Genomic DNA, 18,716 nt, shown 5'->3' with positions numbered 1-18,716 from the left:
CGGGCTTGCCCCGCGCTGGGCTGCGAAGCAGCCCCAATCAGGATGCCTGTGTTCTGTCAGGTAAACCGCAGCGCCTGGTTTTGGGTCTGCTGCGCAGCCCAACGCGGGGCAAGTCCGCTCGCCACAGGTTAGGAGTAGTCCTCGATCACGTGGGGCGTGGAGTGCAATCTCGAATGGGTTAGCGGGTGAGCCTGCGCAAGCTTATTGTGGTGAGCGGGCTTGCTGTGGTGAGCGGGCTTGCCCCGCGTTGGGCTGCGTAGCGGCCCCAAAACCAGGTAATGCGGTTTGACCTGAAGGAATGCGGTGATCTTTATGGGGCCGCTTCGCAGCCCAACGCGGGGCAAGCCCGCTCACCACAATAAACCCGCTTGCCATAGGTGAATCAGCAGGCAATAAAAAAGCGACCGGGCCATGGGCCGCAGTCGCCTTTATCCTTGCGGGAAAGTGCTTACTGCACTTCTACCGCCAGGCTTTCACTGATCTTTTTCTGCCAGATGGCCGGACCGGTGATGTGGACGGATTCGCCCTTGCTGTCCACCGCAACGGTGACCGGCATGTCTTTCACGTCGAACTCGTAGATCGCTTCCATACCCAGTTCGGCGAAGGCCACCACACGCGACTTCTTGATGGCTTGGGCCACCAGGTAAGCAGCGCCGCCCACGGCCATCAGGTACACGGCCTTGTGGTCCTTGATCGCTTCGATCGCGGTAGGGCCACGCTCGGATTTGCCGATCATGCCCAGCAGGCCGGTTTGCTCGAGGATCTGACGGGTGAACTTGTCCATCCGCGTCGCGGTGGTCGGGCCCGCCGGGCCAACCACTTCTTCGCGCACCGGATCAACCGGGCCGACGTAGTAGATAAAGCGACCCTTGAGGTCCACCGGCAGGTTTTCGCCCTTGTTCAGCATCTCGACCATGCGCTTGTGCGCGGCGTCGCGACCGGTGAGCATCTTGCCGTTGAGCAGCACGGTTTCGCCCGGCTTCCAGCTCTGCACTTCTTCCGGGGTCAGGGTGTCGAGGTTGACGCGACGGGCCGATGGACCGGCTTCCCAGACGATTTCCGGGTAGGCGTCCAGCGGTGGCGCTTCCAGCGACGCCGGGCCCGAACCGTCGAGCACGAAGTGCGCGTGACGGGTGGCGGCGCAGTTGGGGATCATGCACACCGGCAGCGAAGCGGCGTGGGTCGGGTAGTCCATGATCTTTACGTCGAGCACGGTGGTCAGGCCACCCAGGCCCTGGGCGCCGATGCCCAGTTGGTTGACCTTCTCGAACAGCTCCAGGCGCATCTCTTCGATACGGTTCTGCGGGCCGCGCTTTTTCAGCTCGTGGATGTCGATGGATTCCATCAACACTTCCTTGGCCATCACCGCGGCTTTTTCGGCGGTGCCGCCGATGCCGATGCCGAGCATGCCCGGTGGGCACCAGCCGGCGCCCATGGTCGGAACGGTCTTGAGCACCCAGTCGACGATCGAGTCGGACGGGTTGAGCATGGCCATTTTCGACTTGTTCTCGGAACCGCCGCCCTTGGCCGCCACATCCACTTCCACGGTGTTACCCGGGACGATGGAGTAGTGGATCACGGCCGGGGTGTTGTCCTTGGTGTTCTTGCGTGCGCCGGCCGGGTCGGCCAGGATCGATGCGCGCAGGACGTTTTCCGGCAGGTTGTAGGCGCGACGCACGCCTTCGTTGATCATGTCGTCCAGGCCCATGGTGGCGCCATCCCAACGTACGTCCATGCCCACGCGCACGAACACGGTGACGATACCGGTGTCCTGGCAGATCGGGCGATGGCCGGTGGCGCACATGCGCGAGTTGATCAGGATCTGCGCGATGGAGTCACGGGCTGCCGGCGATTCTTCGCGCAGGTAGGCCTCGTGCATCGCCTGGATGAAATCAACGGGGTGGTAGTAGGAAATGAATTGCAGGGCGTCGGCAACGCTCTGAATCAGGTCGTCTTGCTTGATCACGGTCATGAGTCGCGCTCCTCTATAAGGGAACATTCAATAAAGGTGGGCTCAGTGGGGTGCATCGGTCGGCTGAGTCCACCTTTCCAAGGCACGCCAAGTGGTGCAGGCGCGACGCTAAAAAGGCGCGGCAGTATAACCCGGCACGGTGGCCGATACACCCGACTATGGTCAAACTGTCGCAGGCATGATTCCCTGTGCGCACCCCTTGTGATTGAGTCCTTCCATGCCTGAACTGTACGTCGGCGAACGCCATTGGTCGGTAGCCACCGGCAGCAACCTGCTGGATGCCTTGAACCAGGCGGGTGTGGCTGTGCCCTACAGTTGCCGTGCCGGCAGTTGCCATGCGTGCCTGGTGCGGTGCCAGGGCGAGGTCGAGGACCGTCAGCCCGCTGCCTTGAGCCCGGCACAACGCCAGGAGGGCTGGCGCCTGGCGTGCCAGTGCCAGGTGATCGGCGATCTGCAGGTCGAGGCGTTCGACCCGCTGCGGGACGGCCTGCCGGCCCAGGTGGTGGGGGCCGATTGGTTGAATGCCTCGGTGCTGCGCCTGCGGCTGCAACCGGAGCGTGGACTGCGGTATCGCGCCGGGCAGCACCTGGTGTTGTGGGCCGGGCAGGTGGCACGGCCTTATTCCCTGGCCAGCCTGCCTCAGGAGGATGCATTCCTGGAGTTTCATATCGATTGCCGCCAGCCCGGCGCATTCAGCGATGCCGCGCGAGCCTTGTCGGTGGGTGATCGCCTGCGCCTGGGAGAATTGCGTGGCGGCGCGCTGCAATACGATCCCGACTGGCAATCCCGGCCGCTGTGGCTGCTGGCTTCCGGTACCGGCCTGGGGCCGCTGTGGGGTGTGCTGCGCGAGGCGTTGCGCCAGGATCACCAGGGCGCCATCCGTATGATTCACCTGGCCCATGATGCCGACGGTCATTACCTGGCCGGACCCCTGGCCGAACTGGCTGCGCATCATCCGAACCTGACGTTGGAGCTGTGGACTGCGGCCGAGTCGGCCCAGGCATTGGCGCAACTGCGGCTTGTTTCCCGGCAAACCCTGGCCTTACTCTGCGGGCATCCTGTCAGCGTCGAGGCCTTCTCCAAGCGCCTGTTCCTGGCGGGACTGCCGCGCAATCAACTGCTGGCCGATGTGTTCCTGCCCCGTGGTTGAGTGCTGAATTCCACTGCCGTGAGACTCGCCATGACCGACGCCATCCTGCTGCAACGCGAGCGCGGGCTGCTGACTCTGCAGCTCAATCGCCCGGACAAGAAAAACGCCCTGACCCGAGCCATGTACAGCCAATTGGCCGAGGCGTTGGAGCAGGCCGATGCGGACCCGCAGGTCAATGCCGTGCTGATCCAGGGCAGCAGCGAGTGTTTTACGGCCGGCAACGATATAGGCGATTTTCTCGAGCAACCGCCCGGTGACCTCGACAGCCCACCGTTTCACTTTATGAAAAGCCTGCTCAACTGCCGCAAGCCGGTGATCGCAGCCGTAGCGGGTGCGGCGGTGGGGATCGGCACGACCCTGCTGCTGCATTGCGACCTGGTGTACATCAGCCGCGATGCCCGGTTGCGCATGCCGTTCGTCAATTTGGGGCTGTGTCCGGAGTTTGGGTCGAGCCTGATCCTCCCGCGTTTACTGGGGCACGCGAAGGCGGCTGAACTGCTGTTGCTGGGTGAGGGCTTCAGCGGCGAACAAGCGGCCGCGTGGGGGATTGCCACCGAAGCGTTGGGCAGTGGCGAAGCGGCATTGGCCAAGGCGCGGGAAATGGCCGAGCGCTTTGAAACCCTGGCGCCGGGAGCGGTGCAGGTCTGCAAGCAGTTGATGAAGAGCGTGGACCGTGAGCAGTTGCGGCAAGTGATCGAGGAAGAGGGGGCGTTGTTTGTGCAGCGCTTGAAGTCGCCGGAAGCGATTGCGGCGTTGTCGGGGTTTATGGACAGGCGCTAACCCCATGTGGGTGCGACGATTCGACATGCTCCCTGTCACACGGAAAGCAAAAAGCCCCGCCATTCACATGGCAGGGCTTTTGTTTTTCAGCCTGTCACTCAGACCATTGGGTCGCCAACGTGCAGGATCTTCATGCCGTTGGTGCCGCCGATGGTGTGGTAGCTGTCGCCTTTGGTCAGGATGACCCAGTCGCCTTTCTCCACTACGCCGCGCTTGATCAACTCGTCGATGGCCGCCTGGCTGACTTCATGGGGCGGCAACGACGCCGGGTCGAACGGCACGGTGTATACGCCACGGAACATGGCCGCACGGGCCTGGGTTTCGCGGTGCGGGGAGAACGCGTAGATCGGTACCGAAGAACGGATACGCGACATGATCAACGGCGTATAGCCACTTTCGGTCAAGGCAATGATCGCTTTCACGCCCGGGAAGTGGTTGGCGGTGTACATGGCGGCCAGGGCAATGCTCTGGTCGCAGCTTTCGAACACTTTGCCGATGCGGTGGCTGGAGGTCTTGCTGGTCGGGTGCTTTTCGGCACCGACGCAGATACGCGCCATGGCCTGCACGGCTTCCAGTGGGTACGGGCCGGCGGCACTTTCGGCCGAGAGCATCACGGCGTCGGTGTAGTCGAGCACGGCGTTGGCCACGTCGGACACTTCGGCGCGGGTCGGCATCGGGTTCTGGATCATCGACTCCATCATCTGGGTCGCGACGATCACCGCTTTGTTGTGGCGGCGTGCGTGCAGGATGATCTTCTTCTGGATACCGATCAGTTCGGCGTCACCGATTTCCACACCCAGGTCGCCACGGGCAACCATCACCGCGTCGGACGCCTTGATCAGGCCGTCAAGGGTTTCATCATCGGCCACGGCTTCGGCGCGCTCGATCTTCGCCACCAGCCAGGCGGTACCGCCGGCTTCGTCGCGCAGTTTACGGGCGTATTCCATGTCGGCAGCGTCGCGCGGGAAGGATACGGCGAGGTAGTCCACTTCCATTTCAGCGGCGAGCTTGATGTCGGCCTTGTCTTTTTCAGTCAGGGCTGGGGCGGTCAAGCCACCGCCGCGACGGTTGATGCCTTTGTGATCGGACAGCGGACCGCCGATGATCACGGTGCAATTCAGTTCGGTCGGGGTCGCGGTGTCAACGCGCATCACCACGCGACCGTCGTCCAGCAGCAGCTCGTCACCGACGCCGCAATCCTTGACCAGGTCCGGGTAGTCGATACCCACGACGTCCTGGGTGCCTTCGGTCAGCGGGTGGCTGGTGGAGAAGGTGAATTTGTCACCGATCTTCAGCTCGATACGCTTGTTGGCGAATTTGGCGATACGGATTTTCGGGCCTTGCAGGTCACCCAGCAGTGCGACGAAGCGGCCATGTTTGGCGGCCAGGTCACGCACCAGCTTGGCGCGAGCCTTGTGCTCGTCCGGGGTGCCGTGGGAGAAGTTCAGACGGGCAACGTCCAAACCAGCCAGAATCAGCTGTTCGAGGACTTCCGGCGAGTTGCTTGCCGGGCCAAGGGTGGCGACGATTTTGGTACGACGGACGGACATGCACAGACTCCTGAGTTCAAGCGCTGAGGAAGGCTACTATGCTCTTTGGTTGTAGTCATTGTTCGTTTGCACTACTTATCGACGATTCGCTTGTTTTCGCGCCGGTTGAATAGATGAACATCCTTGAAGATTTTTGACGAGGGGTCGATACACTGCACAAGACAGGAGAACCTTCATGCGAATTTTGCTCATTGCTGCCCTTGCCGTCAGTGTTGTCGGCTGCACCCGTTGGTCGATGGACCACCATTTGAACAATGCCTACCGTGCATACAAGGTCGGGGATTGCGAGCGCGTCACCTTGGAGCTATCCCAGGTCGACCGCGAGAGCCGTACACGGCGTTATGTACAACCGGAAGTTTCGATGTTGCGCGGGCAATGCCTGGAACGCCAGAAACTGTTCGTCGACGCCGTGCAAACCTATCAATTCATCATTAACCAGTACCCGTCGAGCGAGTACGCCTATCGTGCCCGCGCGAGGCTGGATACCTTGCAGCAACTGGGCCATTACCCCGGTGCGAGCGTGGCACAGCCGCGCCCCGCCTCTTTGTAATGGCATTCGTCATTTAATAACTGGCCCGTTGCCAGTCTTGGGCTATTCTTTCAACGTTCGTTTGTACAAGTTTCTATTCGAACGGATGCAGGGCCCGGATTCGGCAGCTGTCGAGTGACAAAATGTTGTCCGTTGTCACACCGAGATCCAGGGAGAGCGAGCAATTGCGCTCGTTCCGAATCACTGGCACGGCCAGAGTCATGGCCACTGGATGGCGATCTCACCATGTTTACCGACCGACGGATCGAGCGGCATCAACTACCGTATTTCCTGCAAGTGTTTAACCGTGTCACCGACAAACCCATAGGTTTTTTGGGTAACGTCTCTGACGACGGGCTGATGTTGGTCAGCCAGTTACCCATGATGGTCGATGTGGACTTCGAGTTGCGCTTGAAGATACCCGGGGCTGACGACACGTTCCATGTCATTGACATCACCGCGACCTGCCTGTGGAGCCATGAAGATATCAACCCGCAGCACTATGATTCCGGGTTCAGCGTGCTTGAAGCCCCCGAGGAATATGGGCAACTGATCAACGTGCTGTTGCAGTACTTCAGTTTTGATTCCTTGGAGGCTTCGGCCTAGAAGCGGCGCGCTGTCGACGCGGCCGGGGTGCTGCTGTCCCTGCCGCAGTCGTGCGCTTTTTTAGAATACTCCGGCTTTCTTCCAACCCAGGTAGCGTGTCACCAGGGCCGCGCCCATTTCTGATGGCAACGTATCCAACGCCGACAGGCCGTGGGCGTTCATGCGGTCATGCAATTCATCCCGAGTATTGAGGTAGTCGACAGTGCCGCTGTAGGCCAGGGCTTCGGGCAAGGTTTGTACGGGGGATTGGCGCAGTCGATCGAGTACTTCCTCACGCATACTCGCCACCAGCACCCGATGTTGACGACTGATGCGCTTGACGGCGGAGAGCAGGGCTTCGTCGTCCTCATCCCGCAGGTTGCTGACAATAATGACCAATGCCCGACGTTTCTGCCGGGCCAGCAGTTGGCTGGCCGCTGCCTGGTAGTCGGCGGTTCGGCGGCTGGTGTCCAGGTCATAGACCGTATTGAGCAACAGATTCAATTGGCTGCTGCCCTTGACCGGTGCCAGGTAGCGTGGCTGGTCAGTGGCAAAGGTGCACAACCCCACCGCATCGCCCTGGCGCAGGGCCACATAACTGAGCAGCAGGCAGGCATTGAGGGCGTGGTCGAAATGGGACAGCTCGTCATCCTGGCTGCGCATGCGTCGGCCGCAATCGAGCATGAACACGATCTGCTGGTCGCGCTCGTCCTGATACTCCCGGGCGATGGGGGTACGTTGCCGAGCGGTCGCTTTCCAATCGATTTGTCGCAGGCTGTCGCCCTCACGAAACTCGCGCAGCTGATGAAACTCCAGTCCCAATCCTCGTCGTTGCCGTTGACGTACCCCCAGTTGGCTCAGCCAGTTATCCACACCCAGCAGTTGTGCCCCGTACAGGCGGGCGAAGTCCGGATAGACGCGGGTGGCATCCTCGGTTTCGATAAAGCGCCGTGCAGACCAGAGCCCCAAGGGACTGGGCAGGTGGATTTCGCAGCGACTGAACGCGAAATGCCCACGCCGCAAGGGGCGCAGACGATAACCCAGCTCACTGCGTTCACCAGGGTGCAGTTCGATGGACTGGGGCAGGTTTTCCACGCCCAGCCCGTCGGGGACGTGATCGAACACCTGCACTGTCAGCGCCTGTGGGTAGTCATGTTCCAGGGACAGGCGGACTTCGCCCCAGCGCCCCAGCGCCAGGCTGCCGGGCATCTGCCGGTGCACGCGTGGTGAGGGTCGGCGGCGCAGTCGCAGTGCGTCGAGCATGGCCAGCAGCAACAGCGCCAGGAGCAAGCCCCATGTTATTGAGTGCAAGGTCTCGGGTACCTTGAACTGCAAGGCGGCCGCAGCGCCCAGCAGGATACTCAAGCCCAGCAGTACGCTGAGCCAGGCTAATAACAGACGGGTCGGTTTCATGGACGGGTCATTGCCGGGGGGCCGGAATCTGGTCCAGCAGCTGCTTGAGCACCTGGTCGACCTCCAGCCCGTCTATATCCAGTTCTGGCGCAAGGCGTACCCGATGACGCAGTACCGCCAGGGCACAGTCCTTGATGTCATCCGGTGTGACGAACTCGCCTGCGCGTAACAAGGCCCGAGCGCGGGCGCCGCGTACCAGGGCGATGGAGGCTCGCGGGCCGGCGCCTATGGCCAGTCCCGGCCAACTGCGGGTTGCTCGCGCCAGGCGCACGGCATAGTCGAGCACGTGTTCATCCAGGGGCAGTTCACTGGCGATCCGTTGCAGCTGCAGCACGTCCTCGGCCTCCAGCACGGTGCGCAACGGTTGCACGTCCAGCATGTCGGCCCGTGATGAGCGTGTCACTTCGCGCACCATATCCAGTTCCTGCTGCGCATCGGGGTAGTCCATGCGTACCTTGAGCATGAAACGGTCCAGTTCGGCTTCCGGCAGGGGGTAGGTGCCTTCCTGTTCGATGGGATTTTGCGTGGCAAGTACCATGAACGGCTGGCCAATGGGCAGCGCCTCGCCTTCGAGGGTGACTTGCCGTTCCTGCATGGCTTCGAGCAGGGCTGCCTGGGTCTTGGCCGGAGCGCGGTTGATTTCGTCGGCCAGCAACAAGTGGGTGAATACGGGCCCCTTGCGCAGCTTGAACTGTTCGGTGTGCAGGTCGTACACCGCGTGGCCGGTGACATCGCTCGGCATCAGATCCGGGGTGAACTGGATCCGCGCGAATTCGCCGTCAAAGCAACGGGCCAGGGCACGTACCAGCAAGGTCTTGCCCAGCCCGGGGACACCCTCGAGCAATACGTGGCCGCCGGCGATCAGCGCGGTGAGTACATCATCGATTACCTGATCCTGCCCGATCACCGCCTTGCGCAGTTCAATGCGCAGGGCCTGGGCCTGCTGGCTGGCGCGTTGCAGAGAGTCGCCGGGCAGGGTGTTAGCGCTGGGAAATTCGCTCATAGGGCATTCCTGAGGGTTTGCAGGCACGCCACCTGCCGGCTGAAATCGGCACTGGAAAGCCGTTTCGTCGGGAGTGGGCCGAGGGCCTGGCTGATGACGTGGGAGGGTTGGCGCGTCAGGTGGGCAAGTACTCGCCCCTGTTCCGTATTGTCGAGATGTTCAAAGCCAGGATGACGCCGCCGTGCGGCGCGCAGGATGTCGCGCTGCAAGGCCTGCAACAGTGTGCCTTGGCCGCTGCGACGCAGCAGGAAGTCGGCGCTGGCTTTCAGATGCTCCTGCAATTGCCGGCGTGCCTTGGGGGCGGGCGCCTGGATTGGGCCGTGGCGCATACCTGCCTGCCAGAGTGCCAGGGCAATCAGGGCAATGAGCGCCACCAACGCCTGGGGGAAATAACGCAGCAGCAGGGTGAACAGGTCATCTACGTCGCCGTTGAACAACAAGGTTACGGCAGTGCCCTGGGTCAGATGCCACAGCAGCCAGGCATTGTCGTGTTTGCCAATGTCCGGCGTTTTCCACAGCTCGCTGTCGGTGATCACCGTTACGCGGCCTTGCCCGAGGTCGAGTTGCATCAAGTGGCTCGACCGCGCGCTATTGGCTGAAAATTGTGCCAGGTGCTTGGGGTCGATGAGATTGAAGTCGGTGTCGAAACTGAAATAGACCGGGGCTGTGTCGTTGTCGACATACAGTTTGGTCAGGTCCGGTGCTTTATTTTTGCGGGTCGGGGCCGGGGCGGGGGCGTCGGGTTCATCGCTGAGGACTTGGTGGATAGGCAGGCGATCGAGCAGCAGGTCGCCGCTCTTGCCGGTTTCGTCGTCCCACAGGGCCTCGGCGACTACCAGTAGATGGCCGCCGGACCTGGCCCAGTCCAGGAGTTGCCCTGCCTGGCGTGGCGACATGTTGCCGCGTTCGCCCAGCAACAGCAGGCTGTTGCCCTTGGCGGGCAGGCTCGCCAGGCGTTCCAGGCCATTGGCGCGCTCCACGGCCAAGCCTTGCAGGCGCAGAAAGTGTTCGGCTGCCAGGTAAGGATTGGCCTGGGCTTCCGGGGAGGGGCCGCGGTCCACCACTTCTTCATAGGGGATCGCTTTGCTCCATGCGTAAAAACCGCCCGCTCCAAGCAGGCACGCCAACAGCAGCCCCACCCACAGTAATGGCCGGTTCATCGGACGCCTCCCGCACTGAACAGGGCACGCCAATCGTTGCACAATGTCTGCTGGACTGAGACCGGGGGCAGGTGATGGCCATAGGCGAGGTTTTGCCAGTGCCGCGTCAATTCATCACTGAAGGCCAGCAACTGCGGCTGCTGCAATTGGTGAACCCGTTGCAGGATCTGGCCTTCGGTGTCAGCACTTTTAAGGGGCAGGTTGAAGTCATGCAGCAACCTGCTCAGCAGGCCACGATACAAAAGGCCGAGGGCCTCCCGTGGCTGGGTAGACCAGAGTTGCTCGGCGGCGCTGGCGATATCCTCGGGCAGGGTCTCGGCGCCCAGTTCCAGGCCGAACAATTGCGCGGGTGGTGGTTTCGCTGCTTTGGGTGTACGTGCCCCGCGCAGGCTGACAAAGGTGTGCAACCAGTCCCGATAACGCCAGGCCAGCAGGGCCACACCACCGATCAGCAGGCTCCATAACAGCACTTCCAGGCCTTGGGCGACAGGCTTGAACGTGTTGCTGTTGAGGTTGTCCAGCAGCGCTTGCAGCCACGCCGGAAGTTTGCCGTCACTGTGTGCCTTGTTTTTAACGACGGGCTTTTCTTCGCCAAAGCGATAGCGGGTGACGGTTTCCGGATTTTTGAAGGGCGGCTTGTCCAGCAGCGACTTGATGGACTGGCTTGCGCTTTGGGGAGGTAGTGGCTTGGCGTCATCCGCCATGGCGGGCAGGTTGAATGGCAGCAAGGTCAGCCCGATCACCAGCACTAACAGTGGCGCCACACTGCTCAGACGCTGGCGCAGGCGGCGGAATACCAGCTCCAGGTCCCACGCCTCCAGCAGGGTGCGGCGATTGAGATAAAGGCTGAAACCACAGGCAACATAGATGGGCTCCCAAAACACCAGGATCAAGGCGTAGAAGGCGTTGCTCAAGTGTTCCAGCCAGACCCCCTCGGAGCCCGTCGCCAGCGCCAGCCGTTGCCAATCCCAATCCAGTTCAAGCTGTTGCGGAATGAATAGATAGAACAGCGCCATGCAGCCGAACCACAGGCCGATTTCCAGGTGCACCCCAACGGTGGTCAACCAGCGCGCGGCTCCTGCATTGCGCTGCAGCAGCACGCCCAGGCGTTTCTGGCGCGCCTGGCCGTCCAGGCCTTCGAGCTGGCTGACCGGCATTACAAAACTGCGGCTGAGGCTAAGTCGGCGCCAGGTCAGGCTGGCCAGCAGTTGGTGGTTAAGCAGTCTTGGCCATTCGCGCACGGCCTGCTTAAGGCTGGGTGTTTCGCCGAACAGGGCTTTGGAGAGGATATATAAAGGCAAGCGGTCGAACGCCGGTTTGAGCCACCAGAACAGGAACATGGCTGTGGACGGGTATTTCCATAGCAACGCGGTAAGCAGGGCAAAAACCGGCAGGGTCACCAGCGCCCAACTGCTCATCAATAGCAGGCGATGTTCCCGGGCCATTAATACCCCAAGGTCCATGGCCTCCCATGCGGTACGCGGGCGAATCGCCACGCTGGCATTACTCAGGCGCATGGCGAGTCCGTCCGGCAAGGGTCAGGTAAGCCGCCACCAGCAGCCAGAGTGCAGCACCCACCAGGTATTTGATCCAAGGGGCGATCTGGGTGGTGGAAGACCAGTAGGCCTCGATAAATGCTGCGATCAGCAGGAACACCATGACACCGCACAGCAATTGCACACTCTTGCGCGCTGCGAGCCGCAGGGATTCGCCACGGGTCAGTTGCCCCGGGGCGATCAACGCCCAGCCCAGTTGCAAGCCTGCGGCACCGGCGAGTGCTATGGCCGTCAACTCAAAGGCCCCATGGCCGATGACAAATGACCAGAAGGTCTGCCCATAGCCGATTTCGGTCAGGTGCCCGGAAACCGCGCCGATGATCAGCCCGTTGAATATCAGGAAAAACACACTGCCCAGGCCGAACAGCAAGCCGGCGGCAAATGTCTGAAAGGCGATACCGATGTTGTGCATGACGTAGTAGCCAAACATCATCCAGTCTTCGCTCGATGCACGTTCGGCGGCGCGCCCCAGCCGGCTGGCCTCGGGGTCATACATGCCCTGCATCTCTGCCACCTGCTGGGGGCTGACAATGCTGTAGATCAGGTCGGGGAACAGGTAGACCAGCAGGGCAATGCCCAGCAGGCTGCCAAAGAACAGCAGGCTGGCAATCAACACGAAACGCCACTGTTCTCGCACCAGACGCGGAAAATCGGCCAGGACGAAACTCAGCACGTTCGCGGCCAATTGGCTGCGGTGGCGATACAGTTGTTGATGGCCGCGCAATGCCAGTTGTTGCAGGGGATCCACCAGGTAACTGCTGTAGCCGCGCTCCTGGGCGAGGGCCAGGAGCTGGCATAGACGCCGGTATTGATGAGGGAAATCGGCCATATCACTGGCCTTGGCCTTGCCGTGTTCCAACTGCTTCAGTTGTTCGGCAAAAGCTTGCCATTGGTGTTGGTAACGGCTTTCGAAAAGACTCTGCTTCATGTCGGCCCCAGCAGGCCGCGGGCCACACCGTTGAGTTGCTCCACGGCGCGGGCCGGGGACACCTGCAGCGGCGTCGCGAGGATCGAGGCGAGTTCGTGTACCCGTTCAGGGGACAGTTCGCCCTGGCGTTCGGCGAAGCCAAGAATCGCTCGCTGTTCACTCAGGTCCAGGGCAAACGGCAAGCGCAGGGCTGCAGCTTGGGGCACCTGGGGACGTGCCAGAGGCTGTTCGCGGTAGACCACCAAGGTGCCAGCGGCCAGGTCGCCAAGGCGTTTGAAATGAGGATGTTGCAGGCAACTGATTGCGCCGAGAAAGTAGCCGAAAGGCAGCATGTCGACAAACCGCAGGAGGTTGCGGATCAGCGACGCCGACCAGCCTATGGGGGTACCGTCGTCCTGCACGACCCGCAAGCCCATGACCTGTTTGCCCGGTGAGCAGCCCTGGTTGAGTACCTCGAACAGCACCATGTACCACCAACTGACCAGGAACAGCAGAAGCGACCCCAGGCCAACACCTATATTGCCGAGCAACGCCAATGGCACCAGCAGCACGCCCATGATCACTGCACGTGCGCCGAGGTCGAAGGCAAATGCCAGCGCCCGTGGCACCAGGCCGGCTGGGCGCAGCGGCAGGTCGATGCCCTCCGGGGTCTCGATCTGGTAGAGGGTGTCCAATGGGGCTGATGGCATCGCGATCCTTGGCAGTGCAGAGCGGCTGGAGACACGGATGCTAACAGTGTCGGTGATGGAAGCAACTACTCAAGGTTTTGCTGGATGTTTGTACAGTAGAATTGGTGCTGGCCCCGAACACGGCTGAACGCCTAGACTTCGTCGATCTTCAGCACAGGAATAGCCCGTGACCTCCATTTTCTGGTACGACTATGAAACCACCGGCATCAACCCGCGCAGCGATCGCCCACTGCAGGTTGCCGGCATTCGTACGGACCTCGATCTCAACGAGGTCGGCCCGCCGGTCAATCTTTACTGCCAGCCCAGCGACGACATCCTGCCCCATCCCGCCGCCTGTGCCATTACCGGCATCACCCCTGTAACACTGGCGGAAAAAGGCCTGGCCGAGGCCGATTTCATGACCCGTGTACATGCCGAACTGGCGGCCCCGGGAACGTGCGGCGCAGGCTACAACACCTTGCGGTTTGACGATGAAATGACGCGCTACAGCCTGTATCGCAATTTTTTCGACCCCTACGCGCGGGAGTGGCAGGGCGGTAACAGCCGCTGGGACCTGATCGACGTGGTTCGCACTGCCTACGCCCTGCGCCCGGAAGGCATCGAGTGGCCCCAGCAGGACGGGCGCGTGACCCTCAAGCTCGAGCGCCTGACCGCCGCCAACGGGATTGACCACGGCCAGGCCCACGATGCGTTATCCGACGTGCGTGCCACCATCGCCCTGGCTCGCCTGGTGCGCGAGAAGCAGCCCAAGCTGTACGACTGGCTGTTTCAACTGCGCAGCAAGCAACGGGTGATGGACCAGGTGCGCTTGCTGCAACCCATGGTGCATATCTCCGGACGTTTTTCTGCCGAGCGTCATTACCTGGGGGTCGTGCTGCCCCTGGCCTGGCACCCGCGCAACCGCAATGCGCTGATTGTCTGCGACCTTGGGCTCGATCCCCAGGGGCTGCTGGACCTGGATGCCGCTGCCTTGCGCCAACGCCTGTACACCCGTCGTGAGGACCTTGCCGAGGGCGAGCTGCCGGTGCCGCTCAAGTTGGTGCATATCAACCGTTGCCCCGTGGTCGCGCCCTTGAACGTACTGCGGGCCGAGGATCGTGAACGCCTGCAATTGGATATGGATATTTGCCAGGCGCGGGCGCTGCGGCTAACTGACGCACAGGCACTTTGGCGCGATAAGTTGGCAGTCATTTACGCCGAGGAAGATTTTGCACCGAGTTCAGACCCGGAACAGCAGCTTTACGAGGGTTTTATCGGGGATCGTGATCGACGCTTATGCGAGCAAGTCCGGGCGGCTGAGCCTGCGCAATTAGCCAGCCAGCAGTGGCCTTTTGATGATCACCGTTTGCCTGAATTATTGTTTCGCTACCGGGCGCGTAACTTCCCCGATACGCTGAACAGCGAGGAGCTACAACGCTGGAAACTTTTCTGTCAGCAACGTTTGGCAAATCCTGAATTCGGTGCGCCGAATACCTTGGAGGCATTTAATCACGCTCGGCAGGAGTTGGCCGTTAGTGCGACGCCGTTTCAGCAGCAGGTGCTGGAGCAATGGCAGAGATATGCTGACTCTTTAGCCGCTCGTGTGAATCGGTAATAGCGGTTTGTAGAAAAGACGGTCAATAAAAAACGCCAGCAAGCTGGCGTTTTTAATGGGTCGCGTATCAAGCGCAGACCGGGTGAGGCTTAGCCCAGCAGGGTAGCCCAGCCTTCAACCACGTCACCGCCCCACTTGGCTTTCCACTCTTTCAGGGTTTTGTGGTTACCGCCTTTGGTTTCAATCACTTCGCCGTTGTGCGGGTTCTTGTATTGCTTGACCTTGCGAGCACGCTTGGTACCGGTAGTTTTCACGGCGCCACGGGGTGCTTTAACTTTCGACTCTGGATCCAGCAGCGCGATGATGTCACGCAGGGATTTGGAGTATTCACCCATGAGGGTGCGCAGTTTGCCTTCGAATTCCAGCTCGGTTTTCAGTTTGTCATCTTGGGACAGGTTCTTCAAACGAGCTTGCAGCTCTTTGATAGCTTCTTCGGTGGCACGGTATTCGTTGATCAGAGACATGTGGACTACCTTATGTAGAACGCTGATTGACAGGGATAGTGGCCCAATAATAGTCAGGCGGTTTCCCCAAGTAAACATTTAAGCGCGTATTCAGGTGAATTACTTTGAATGTTTGTGAAGACGCTATGCAATCGAGTTAATTAGTAGGGGGCTATCCCGAAAATAATCTCCTTGAAATTTGCATAATTGCTGCAGCGTGCGCTGTTCATTCATATAGCGATGGTAAAACCATGCGCTATTAAGGGACGTGGCCAGGGCAACGGATCAGAATAAGGCTCATCGAATACTGCAGTTTTTCTGCACAATCGCTAGAATGGCGGCCTTTGCGAAGTTCTGGAGTTCCCCCCTAATGCGCACTTTTCGGCTGGTGATTGCTTGCCCGGACCGGGTCGGCATCGTTGCCAAAGTCAGTAACTTTCTGGCCTCCCACAACGGCTGGATCACCGAGGCGAGCCATCACTCGGACAACCTCAGCGGTTGGTTCTTCATGCGTCACGAAATCCGTGCCGACACGCTGCCCTTTGGTCTTGAAGCGTTCCGCGAGGCATTTGCGCCCATCGCAGAAGAGTTTTCGATGACCTGGCACATCACCGACACCGAGCAGAAAAAGCGCGTGGTGTTGATGGCCAGCCGCGAATCCCACTGCCTGGCCGACTTGCTGCACCGCTGGCACAGCGACGAGCTGGACTGCGAGATCGCGTGCGTGATCTCCAACCATGACGACCTGCGCAGCATGGTCGAGTGGCATGGCATTCCCTATTACCATGTGCCGGTCAACCCGCAGGACAAGGAGCCGGCATTCGCCGAGGTCTCTCGCCTGGTCAAGCAGCATGAGGCCGACGTGGTTGTGCTGGCGCGCTACATGCAAATCCTGCCGCCTGAGCTGTGCCGCGAATACGCAGGCAAGGTGATCAACATTCACCACAGCTTCCTGCCTTCGTTCGTGGGGGCCAAGCCTTACCACCAGGCTTCCCTGCGTGGCGTGAAGTTGATTGGCGCAACCTGCCATTACGTCACTGAAGAGCTGGATGCCGGTCCGATCATCGAGCAGGACGTGGTGCGTGTCAGCCACAGTGACAGCATTGAGGACATGGTGCGGTTTGGCCGTGATGTCGAGAAGATGGTGCTGGCCCGTGGCCTGCGCTATCACTTGGAAGACCGCGTGCTGGTGCACGGCAACAAGACGGTCGTATTCTGATTCAAGCGTCTTGGTTGAACAAAGAAGGGCCTGGGCGTTAAATCGCTGCAGGCCCTTTTTCATTCCCCGCACTTTTCAGGACCAGGCCATGACCGACCCACTTGATAAAGCCACGTCCAAGGCGCCTGCTACGTTGGGTGAGGGCTGCCTGAGTCGTTACGACCCGGAGGCGCTGGAGCCGGAAGACGGTACGGACTTTCCGGGAGCAGCCGAGCTGTGGGAGCAATTGCACGAGGCCGATGAATTGCCCGTTTCCCCTGGCCGAGGTGCTTGAGCGACCACCTGTTCAGCCAGCCACGCAGCCTTGGTCAGCGGTGTTCGCCCTGCGTTGAGTAGGCGTTGTACGGTTTCAAGCCAATAGCAGCGAGAGAATGCGTGGCGCATGTCCACCGGGTGCACGCCCAGGCGAATCACCGGGGCGGCGTGCCAGCGCTGTTCGCGACGATCGCTGATGACTCTGGACACCCCCCGGCGCCATGCACTGCGCGCACTCCAGGTCAGGCCCGGGGCGTCGATCGGCGTGAAATCGGGCAGTCGATACAGATGCTGCGGGCTGCTGGTGTAGCTCAGCGGTAGTTGGCGCAGGGCCTCGCGAGTGCCCTGGCTCATTAACCAGGCGGGTGCGACGAAGCCGTGCAACGGCCAGTCATGACGCCGGAATACTTCAATGCCATCCTGAAGACGATCAAGAGCCTGGGCTTGAGACAGTTGATAGAACTCAGCCTCATGGGTGTAGAGGCGGCGCATGAACCAGTCTTTGGGTGTGCGCGGTGCCGGTTGATCATCGCAATGGTAGTAACCGTGCAAGGCAAGTTCATCGCCCTTGATCACGCGGCGATCCAGCAGGCGTTGAAAATCGCCGTGGGCAGTCAAGGCGTCGCGATGATGGAAGTCCGGCACCACCAACCATGTGATTGGTACGGCACCCAGGGCATCGACGGCTTCGACAAAGGGCCGATAGTCGGCCCAGTTGTGCGGCGCCACATCGTGCAGCACCAGTAATACCGAGCGCTCATGCATGGGAAGGCATCGGCTTGTGACTGCCCAGTACCGCGTGGTAGTGGCCGAGCAGGCTGTCGACCACCGTATACCAGGCGTAATGTTGTTCTACATGACGCCGAGCCTGAGCGCCCAGGCGCCTGCTGCCGAGGTTGAACAGCTCGCGCACCGTATCGGCCATCGCCCTTGGATTGTTTGGCGCGCACAGCAGGCCGCAGCGTTCGTCGACTATCTCCGTGAACGCGCCAGCCGCCACCGCGATTACCGGTATGCCGCAAGCCATGGCTTCGAGGATGACCAGGCCAAAGGTTTCCTGGTCGCCGCCATGCAGCAAGGCATCGGCACTGGCCATCAGCCGGGCGACATGCTGTGCCGGGCGAAACCCCTCGATGACGGTGACATTGGCCGGCACGCTGGTCGGCATGCCGGAGCCCACCAGCACCAAGTGATAGCCGTCCCCCAGCCGTTTCATGCAGCGAAGCAGGATCGGCAGGTTTTTTTCCTTGGAACCGCGCCCCGCAAAGATCAGCAGGCGGGTGTCTGCGCCGATCCCCAGCTCGGCGCGCAGGCCTGGGTCGCGGGCGTCAGGGGTAAAGGTTTGCAGGTCGACGCCCAGTGGTTGGACGAACACATTCTTCACGCCGAGCCCCATGAGCTTGTCGGCCATTACCTGGCTGGGCGCCAGTACCCGGTCGAAACTTCCATAGAGTTTGCTGACATAGGCTTCAACGTTCGGGGCAAACCAAGACCCCATGCGGTTGCTCACCAGTAACGGTAAGTCGGAGTGGTAAAAGCCGATCACCGGCACATCCAGCTGGCGCCGGGCATCCAGCGCGGCCCAGGCGGTGAGATAGGGATCACCTACCTCGATCAGATCGGGCTGTAAATCGTGCAGGACATTTCGCCAGGGGGAGAGGCGAAGGGGGAAGCGGTAGCCTTTGCCGAAGGGCAGCGCGGGAGCCGGTACCTTGAAGATGCCATCCTGATTGCTCCATTGCGCGCCGGGAATCAACAGGCTATGGCGAATGCCGGGCTTGAGCCCCAGGCGTCGGTGCTTGGCGTCCAGGTAAGTGCGCACGCCGCCGCTTGTCGGGGCGTAGAACATGGTTATGTCAGCGATATGCACGATGAACATCCCTCCGATCC

The 18,716-nt window shown here is 61.0% G+C and carries 17 protein-coding genes and 1 pseudogene; 7 read left to right on the top strand and 11 right to left on the bottom strand.

Annotated features, from left to right (window positions below):
• Positions 1-448: 448 nt before the first annotated feature.
• Entirely contained in the window at positions 449-1,972 is a 1,524-nt protein-coding gene (locus tag F6S08_RS23985; protein ID WP_065925872.1) for a fumarate hydratase, read from the bottom strand.
• Between the two features lie 217 nt (positions 1,973-2,189).
• Here F6S08_RS23985 and F6S08_RS23980 point away from each other — a divergent pair, with 217 nt between their 5' ends.
• Positions 2,190-3,122, top strand: coding sequence for an iron-sulfur-binding ferredoxin reductase (locus F6S08_RS23980; RefSeq protein WP_065925873.1), 933 nt, complete (start codon positions 2,190-2,192; stop codon positions 3,120-3,122).
• Positions 3,123-3,152: 30 nt separating this feature from the next.
• Positions 3,153-3,902 (top strand): enoyl-CoA hydratase-related protein, encoded by a 750-nt coding sequence (locus F6S08_RS23975; RefSeq protein ID WP_065925874.1) that lies wholly within the window; start codon positions 3,153-3,155, stop codon positions 3,900-3,902.
• 98 nt (positions 3,903-4,000) lie between these two features.
• Here F6S08_RS23975 and pyk read toward each other — a convergent pair whose 3' ends face one another.
• The gene (gene pyk, locus F6S08_RS23970) at positions 4,001-5,452 is read right to left on the bottom strand and encodes a pyruvate kinase (RefSeq protein WP_027605512.1); all 1,452 of its coding nucleotides are present in this window, start codon (positions 5,450-5,452) and stop codon (positions 4,001-4,003) included.
• 175 nt (positions 5,453-5,627) lie between these two features.
• Here pyk and F6S08_RS23965 point away from each other — a divergent pair, with 175 nt between their 5' ends.
• Positions 5,628-6,002: a hypothetical protein gene (locus tag F6S08_RS23965; RefSeq protein ID WP_025854787.1), complete on the top strand. Its 375-nt coding sequence runs from the start codon at positions 5,628-5,630 to the stop codon at positions 6,000-6,002.
• A gap of 225 nt (positions 6,003-6,227) precedes the next feature.
• Positions 6,228-6,587 carry a PilZ domain-containing protein gene (locus F6S08_RS23960; protein WP_065925875.1) on the top strand — a complete coding sequence of 120 codons (360 nt, stop codon included), beginning with the start codon at positions 6,228-6,230 and terminating at the stop codon, positions 6,585-6,587.
• 60 nt (positions 6,588-6,647) lie between these two features.
• Here the strand turns inward: F6S08_RS23960 and F6S08_RS23955 are convergent, their stop codons facing one another.
• From F6S08_RS23955 to F6S08_RS23930, 6 genes are read right to left on the bottom strand one after another with little or no spacing between them, the layout of a single operon-like run.
• Positions 6,648-7,979, bottom strand: a complete 1,332-nt coding sequence (locus tag F6S08_RS23955) for a DUF58 domain-containing protein (protein ID WP_074847549.1) — start codon at positions 7,977-7,979, stop codon at positions 6,648-6,650.
• 7 nt (positions 7,980-7,986) lie between these two features.
• The gene (locus F6S08_RS23950) at positions 7,987-8,982 is read right to left on the bottom strand and encodes an AAA family ATPase (RefSeq protein ID WP_065947890.1); all 996 of its coding nucleotides are present in this window, start codon (positions 8,980-8,982) and stop codon (positions 7,987-7,989) included.
• Positions 8,979-10,142 (bottom strand): DUF4350 domain-containing protein, encoded by a 1,164-nt coding sequence (locus F6S08_RS23945; protein ID WP_315872410.1) that lies wholly within the window; start codon positions 10,140-10,142, stop codon positions 8,979-8,981. Before F6S08_RS23945 ends, F6S08_RS23950 begins: the two co-directional genes overlap by 4 nt.
• Positions 10,139-11,659, bottom strand: coding sequence for a DUF4129 domain-containing protein (locus F6S08_RS23940; RefSeq protein ID WP_315872409.1), 1,521 nt, complete (start codon positions 11,657-11,659; stop codon positions 10,139-10,141). Before F6S08_RS23940 ends, F6S08_RS23945 begins: the two co-directional genes overlap by 4 nt.
• The gene (locus F6S08_RS23935; protein ID WP_065925880.1) at positions 11,646-12,626 is read right to left on the bottom strand and encodes a stage II sporulation protein M; all 981 of its coding nucleotides are present in this window, start codon (positions 12,624-12,626) and stop codon (positions 11,646-11,648) included. The genes F6S08_RS23940 and F6S08_RS23935 overlap by 14 nt, the downstream gene beginning before the upstream one ends.
• A complete protein-coding gene (locus F6S08_RS23930) occupies positions 12,623-13,315 on the bottom strand; it encodes an RDD family protein (RefSeq protein WP_065925881.1) in 693 nt (230 codons plus the stop codon). The genes F6S08_RS23935 and F6S08_RS23930 overlap by 4 nt, the downstream gene beginning before the upstream one ends.
• Before the next feature lie 166 nt (positions 13,316-13,481).
• Between F6S08_RS23930 and sbcB the strand changes: the two genes are divergently transcribed.
• Positions 13,482-14,909, top strand: a complete 1,428-nt coding sequence (sbcB, locus tag F6S08_RS23925) for an exodeoxyribonuclease I (protein ID WP_065925882.1) — start codon at positions 13,482-13,484, stop codon at positions 14,907-14,909.
• An 89-nt stretch (positions 14,910-14,998) separates the two neighbouring features.
• On the opposite strand, the gene mvaT is transcribed toward sbcB, so the two are convergent.
• A complete protein-coding gene (mvaT, locus tag F6S08_RS23920; RefSeq protein ID WP_003175830.1) occupies positions 14,999-15,373 on the bottom strand; it encodes a histone-like nucleoid-structuring protein MvaT in 375 nt (124 codons plus the stop codon).
• A gap of 349 nt (positions 15,374-15,722) precedes the next feature.
• On the opposite strand from mvaT, the gene purU reads away from it, so the two are divergent.
• Both purU and F6S08_RS23910 read left to right on the top strand, forming a co-directional pair.
• Complete coding sequence (gene purU, locus F6S08_RS23915; protein ID WP_015885632.1) at positions 15,723-16,571, top strand: formyltetrahydrofolate deformylase; 849 nt, start codon at positions 15,723-15,725, stop codon at positions 16,569-16,571.
• An 88-nt stretch (positions 16,572-16,659) separates the two neighbouring features.
• Positions 16,660-16,845 carry a hypothetical protein gene (locus tag F6S08_RS23910; protein ID WP_074847545.1) on the top strand — a complete coding sequence of 62 codons (186 nt, stop codon included), beginning with the start codon at positions 16,660-16,662 and terminating at the stop codon, positions 16,843-16,845.
• Between the two features lie 8 nt (positions 16,846-16,853).
• On the opposite strand, the pseudogene F6S08_RS23905 reads toward F6S08_RS23910, so the two are convergent.
• A pseudogene (locus F6S08_RS23905) lies at positions 16,854-17,591 on the bottom strand (DUF2334 domain-containing protein); the annotation flags it as partial.
• The gene (locus F6S08_RS23900) at positions 17,584-18,705 is read right to left on the bottom strand and encodes a glycosyltransferase family 4 protein (protein ID WP_065925883.1); all 1,122 of its coding nucleotides are present in this window, start codon (positions 18,703-18,705) and stop codon (positions 17,584-17,586) included. The gene F6S08_RS23900 and the pseudogene F6S08_RS23905, both read right to left, overlap by 8 nt.
• Between the last annotated feature and the right edge of the window lie 11 nt (positions 18,706-18,716).

This window comes from Pseudomonas sp. JV449, from assembly GCF_032424295.1.
Classification (GTDB): Bacteria; Pseudomonadota; Gammaproteobacteria; order Pseudomonadales; family Pseudomonadaceae; genus Aquipseudomonas; species Aquipseudomonas marginalis.
Note: the sequence above shows the minus strand (reverse complement) of the source record. Positions and strands in the feature narration are given on the sequence as shown.

Bases quoted from the DNA above. Each gene is read 5' to 3' on its own strand.
- pyk (WP_027605512.1), bottom strand. From the start codon at position 5,452: ATGTCCGTCCGTCGTACCAAAATCGTCGCCACCCTTGGCCCGGCAAGC.
- purU (WP_015885632.1), top strand. From the start codon at position 15,723: ATGCGCACTTTTCGGCTGGTGATTGCTTGCCCGGACCGGGTCGGCATC.
- F6S08_RS23900 (WP_065925883.1), bottom strand. From the start codon at position 18,705: ATGTTCATCGTGCATATCGCTGACATAACCATGTTCTACGCCCCGACA.
- mvaT (WP_003175830.1), bottom strand. From the start codon at position 15,373: ATGTCTCTGATCAACGAATACCGTGCCACCGAAGAAGCTATCAAAGAG.
- F6S08_RS23910 (WP_074847545.1), top strand. From the start codon at position 16,660: ATGACCGACCCACTTGATAAAGCCACGTCCAAGGCGCCTGCTACGTTG.
- F6S08_RS23975 (WP_065925874.1), top strand. From the start codon at position 3,153: ATGACCGACGCCATCCTGCTGCAACGCGAGCGCGGGCTGCTGACTCTG.
- F6S08_RS23940 (WP_315872409.1), bottom strand. From the start codon at position 11,659: ATGCGCCTGAGTAATGCCAGCGTGGCGATTCGCCCGCGTACCGCATGG.
- F6S08_RS23960 (WP_065925875.1), top strand. From the start codon at position 6,228: ATGTTTACCGACCGACGGATCGAGCGGCATCAACTACCGTATTTCCTG.
- F6S08_RS23945 (WP_315872410.1), bottom strand. From the start codon at position 10,142: ATGAACCGGCCATTACTGTGGGTGGGGCTGCTGTTGGCGTGCCTGCTT.
- F6S08_RS23980 (WP_065925873.1), top strand. From the start codon at position 2,190: ATGCCTGAACTGTACGTCGGCGAACGCCATTGGTCGGTAGCCACCGGC.
- F6S08_RS23930 (WP_065925881.1), bottom strand. From the start codon at position 13,315: ATGCCATCAGCCCCATTGGACACCCTCTACCAGATCGAGACCCCGGAG.
- F6S08_RS23950 (WP_065947890.1), bottom strand. From the start codon at position 8,982: ATGAGCGAATTTCCCAGCGCTAACACCCTGCCCGGCGACTCTCTGCAA.
- F6S08_RS23935 (WP_065925880.1), bottom strand. From the start codon at position 12,626: ATGAAGCAGAGTCTTTTCGAAAGCCGTTACCAACACCAATGGCAAGCT.
- F6S08_RS23985 (WP_065925872.1), bottom strand. From the start codon at position 1,972: ATGACCGTGATCAAGCAAGACGACCTGATTCAGAGCGTTGCCGACGCC.
- F6S08_RS23965 (WP_025854787.1), top strand. From the start codon at position 5,628: ATGCGAATTTTGCTCATTGCTGCCCTTGCCGTCAGTGTTGTCGGCTGC.
- F6S08_RS23955 (WP_074847549.1), bottom strand. From the start codon at position 7,979: ATGAAACCGACCCGTCTGTTATTAGCCTGGCTCAGCGTACTGCTGGGC.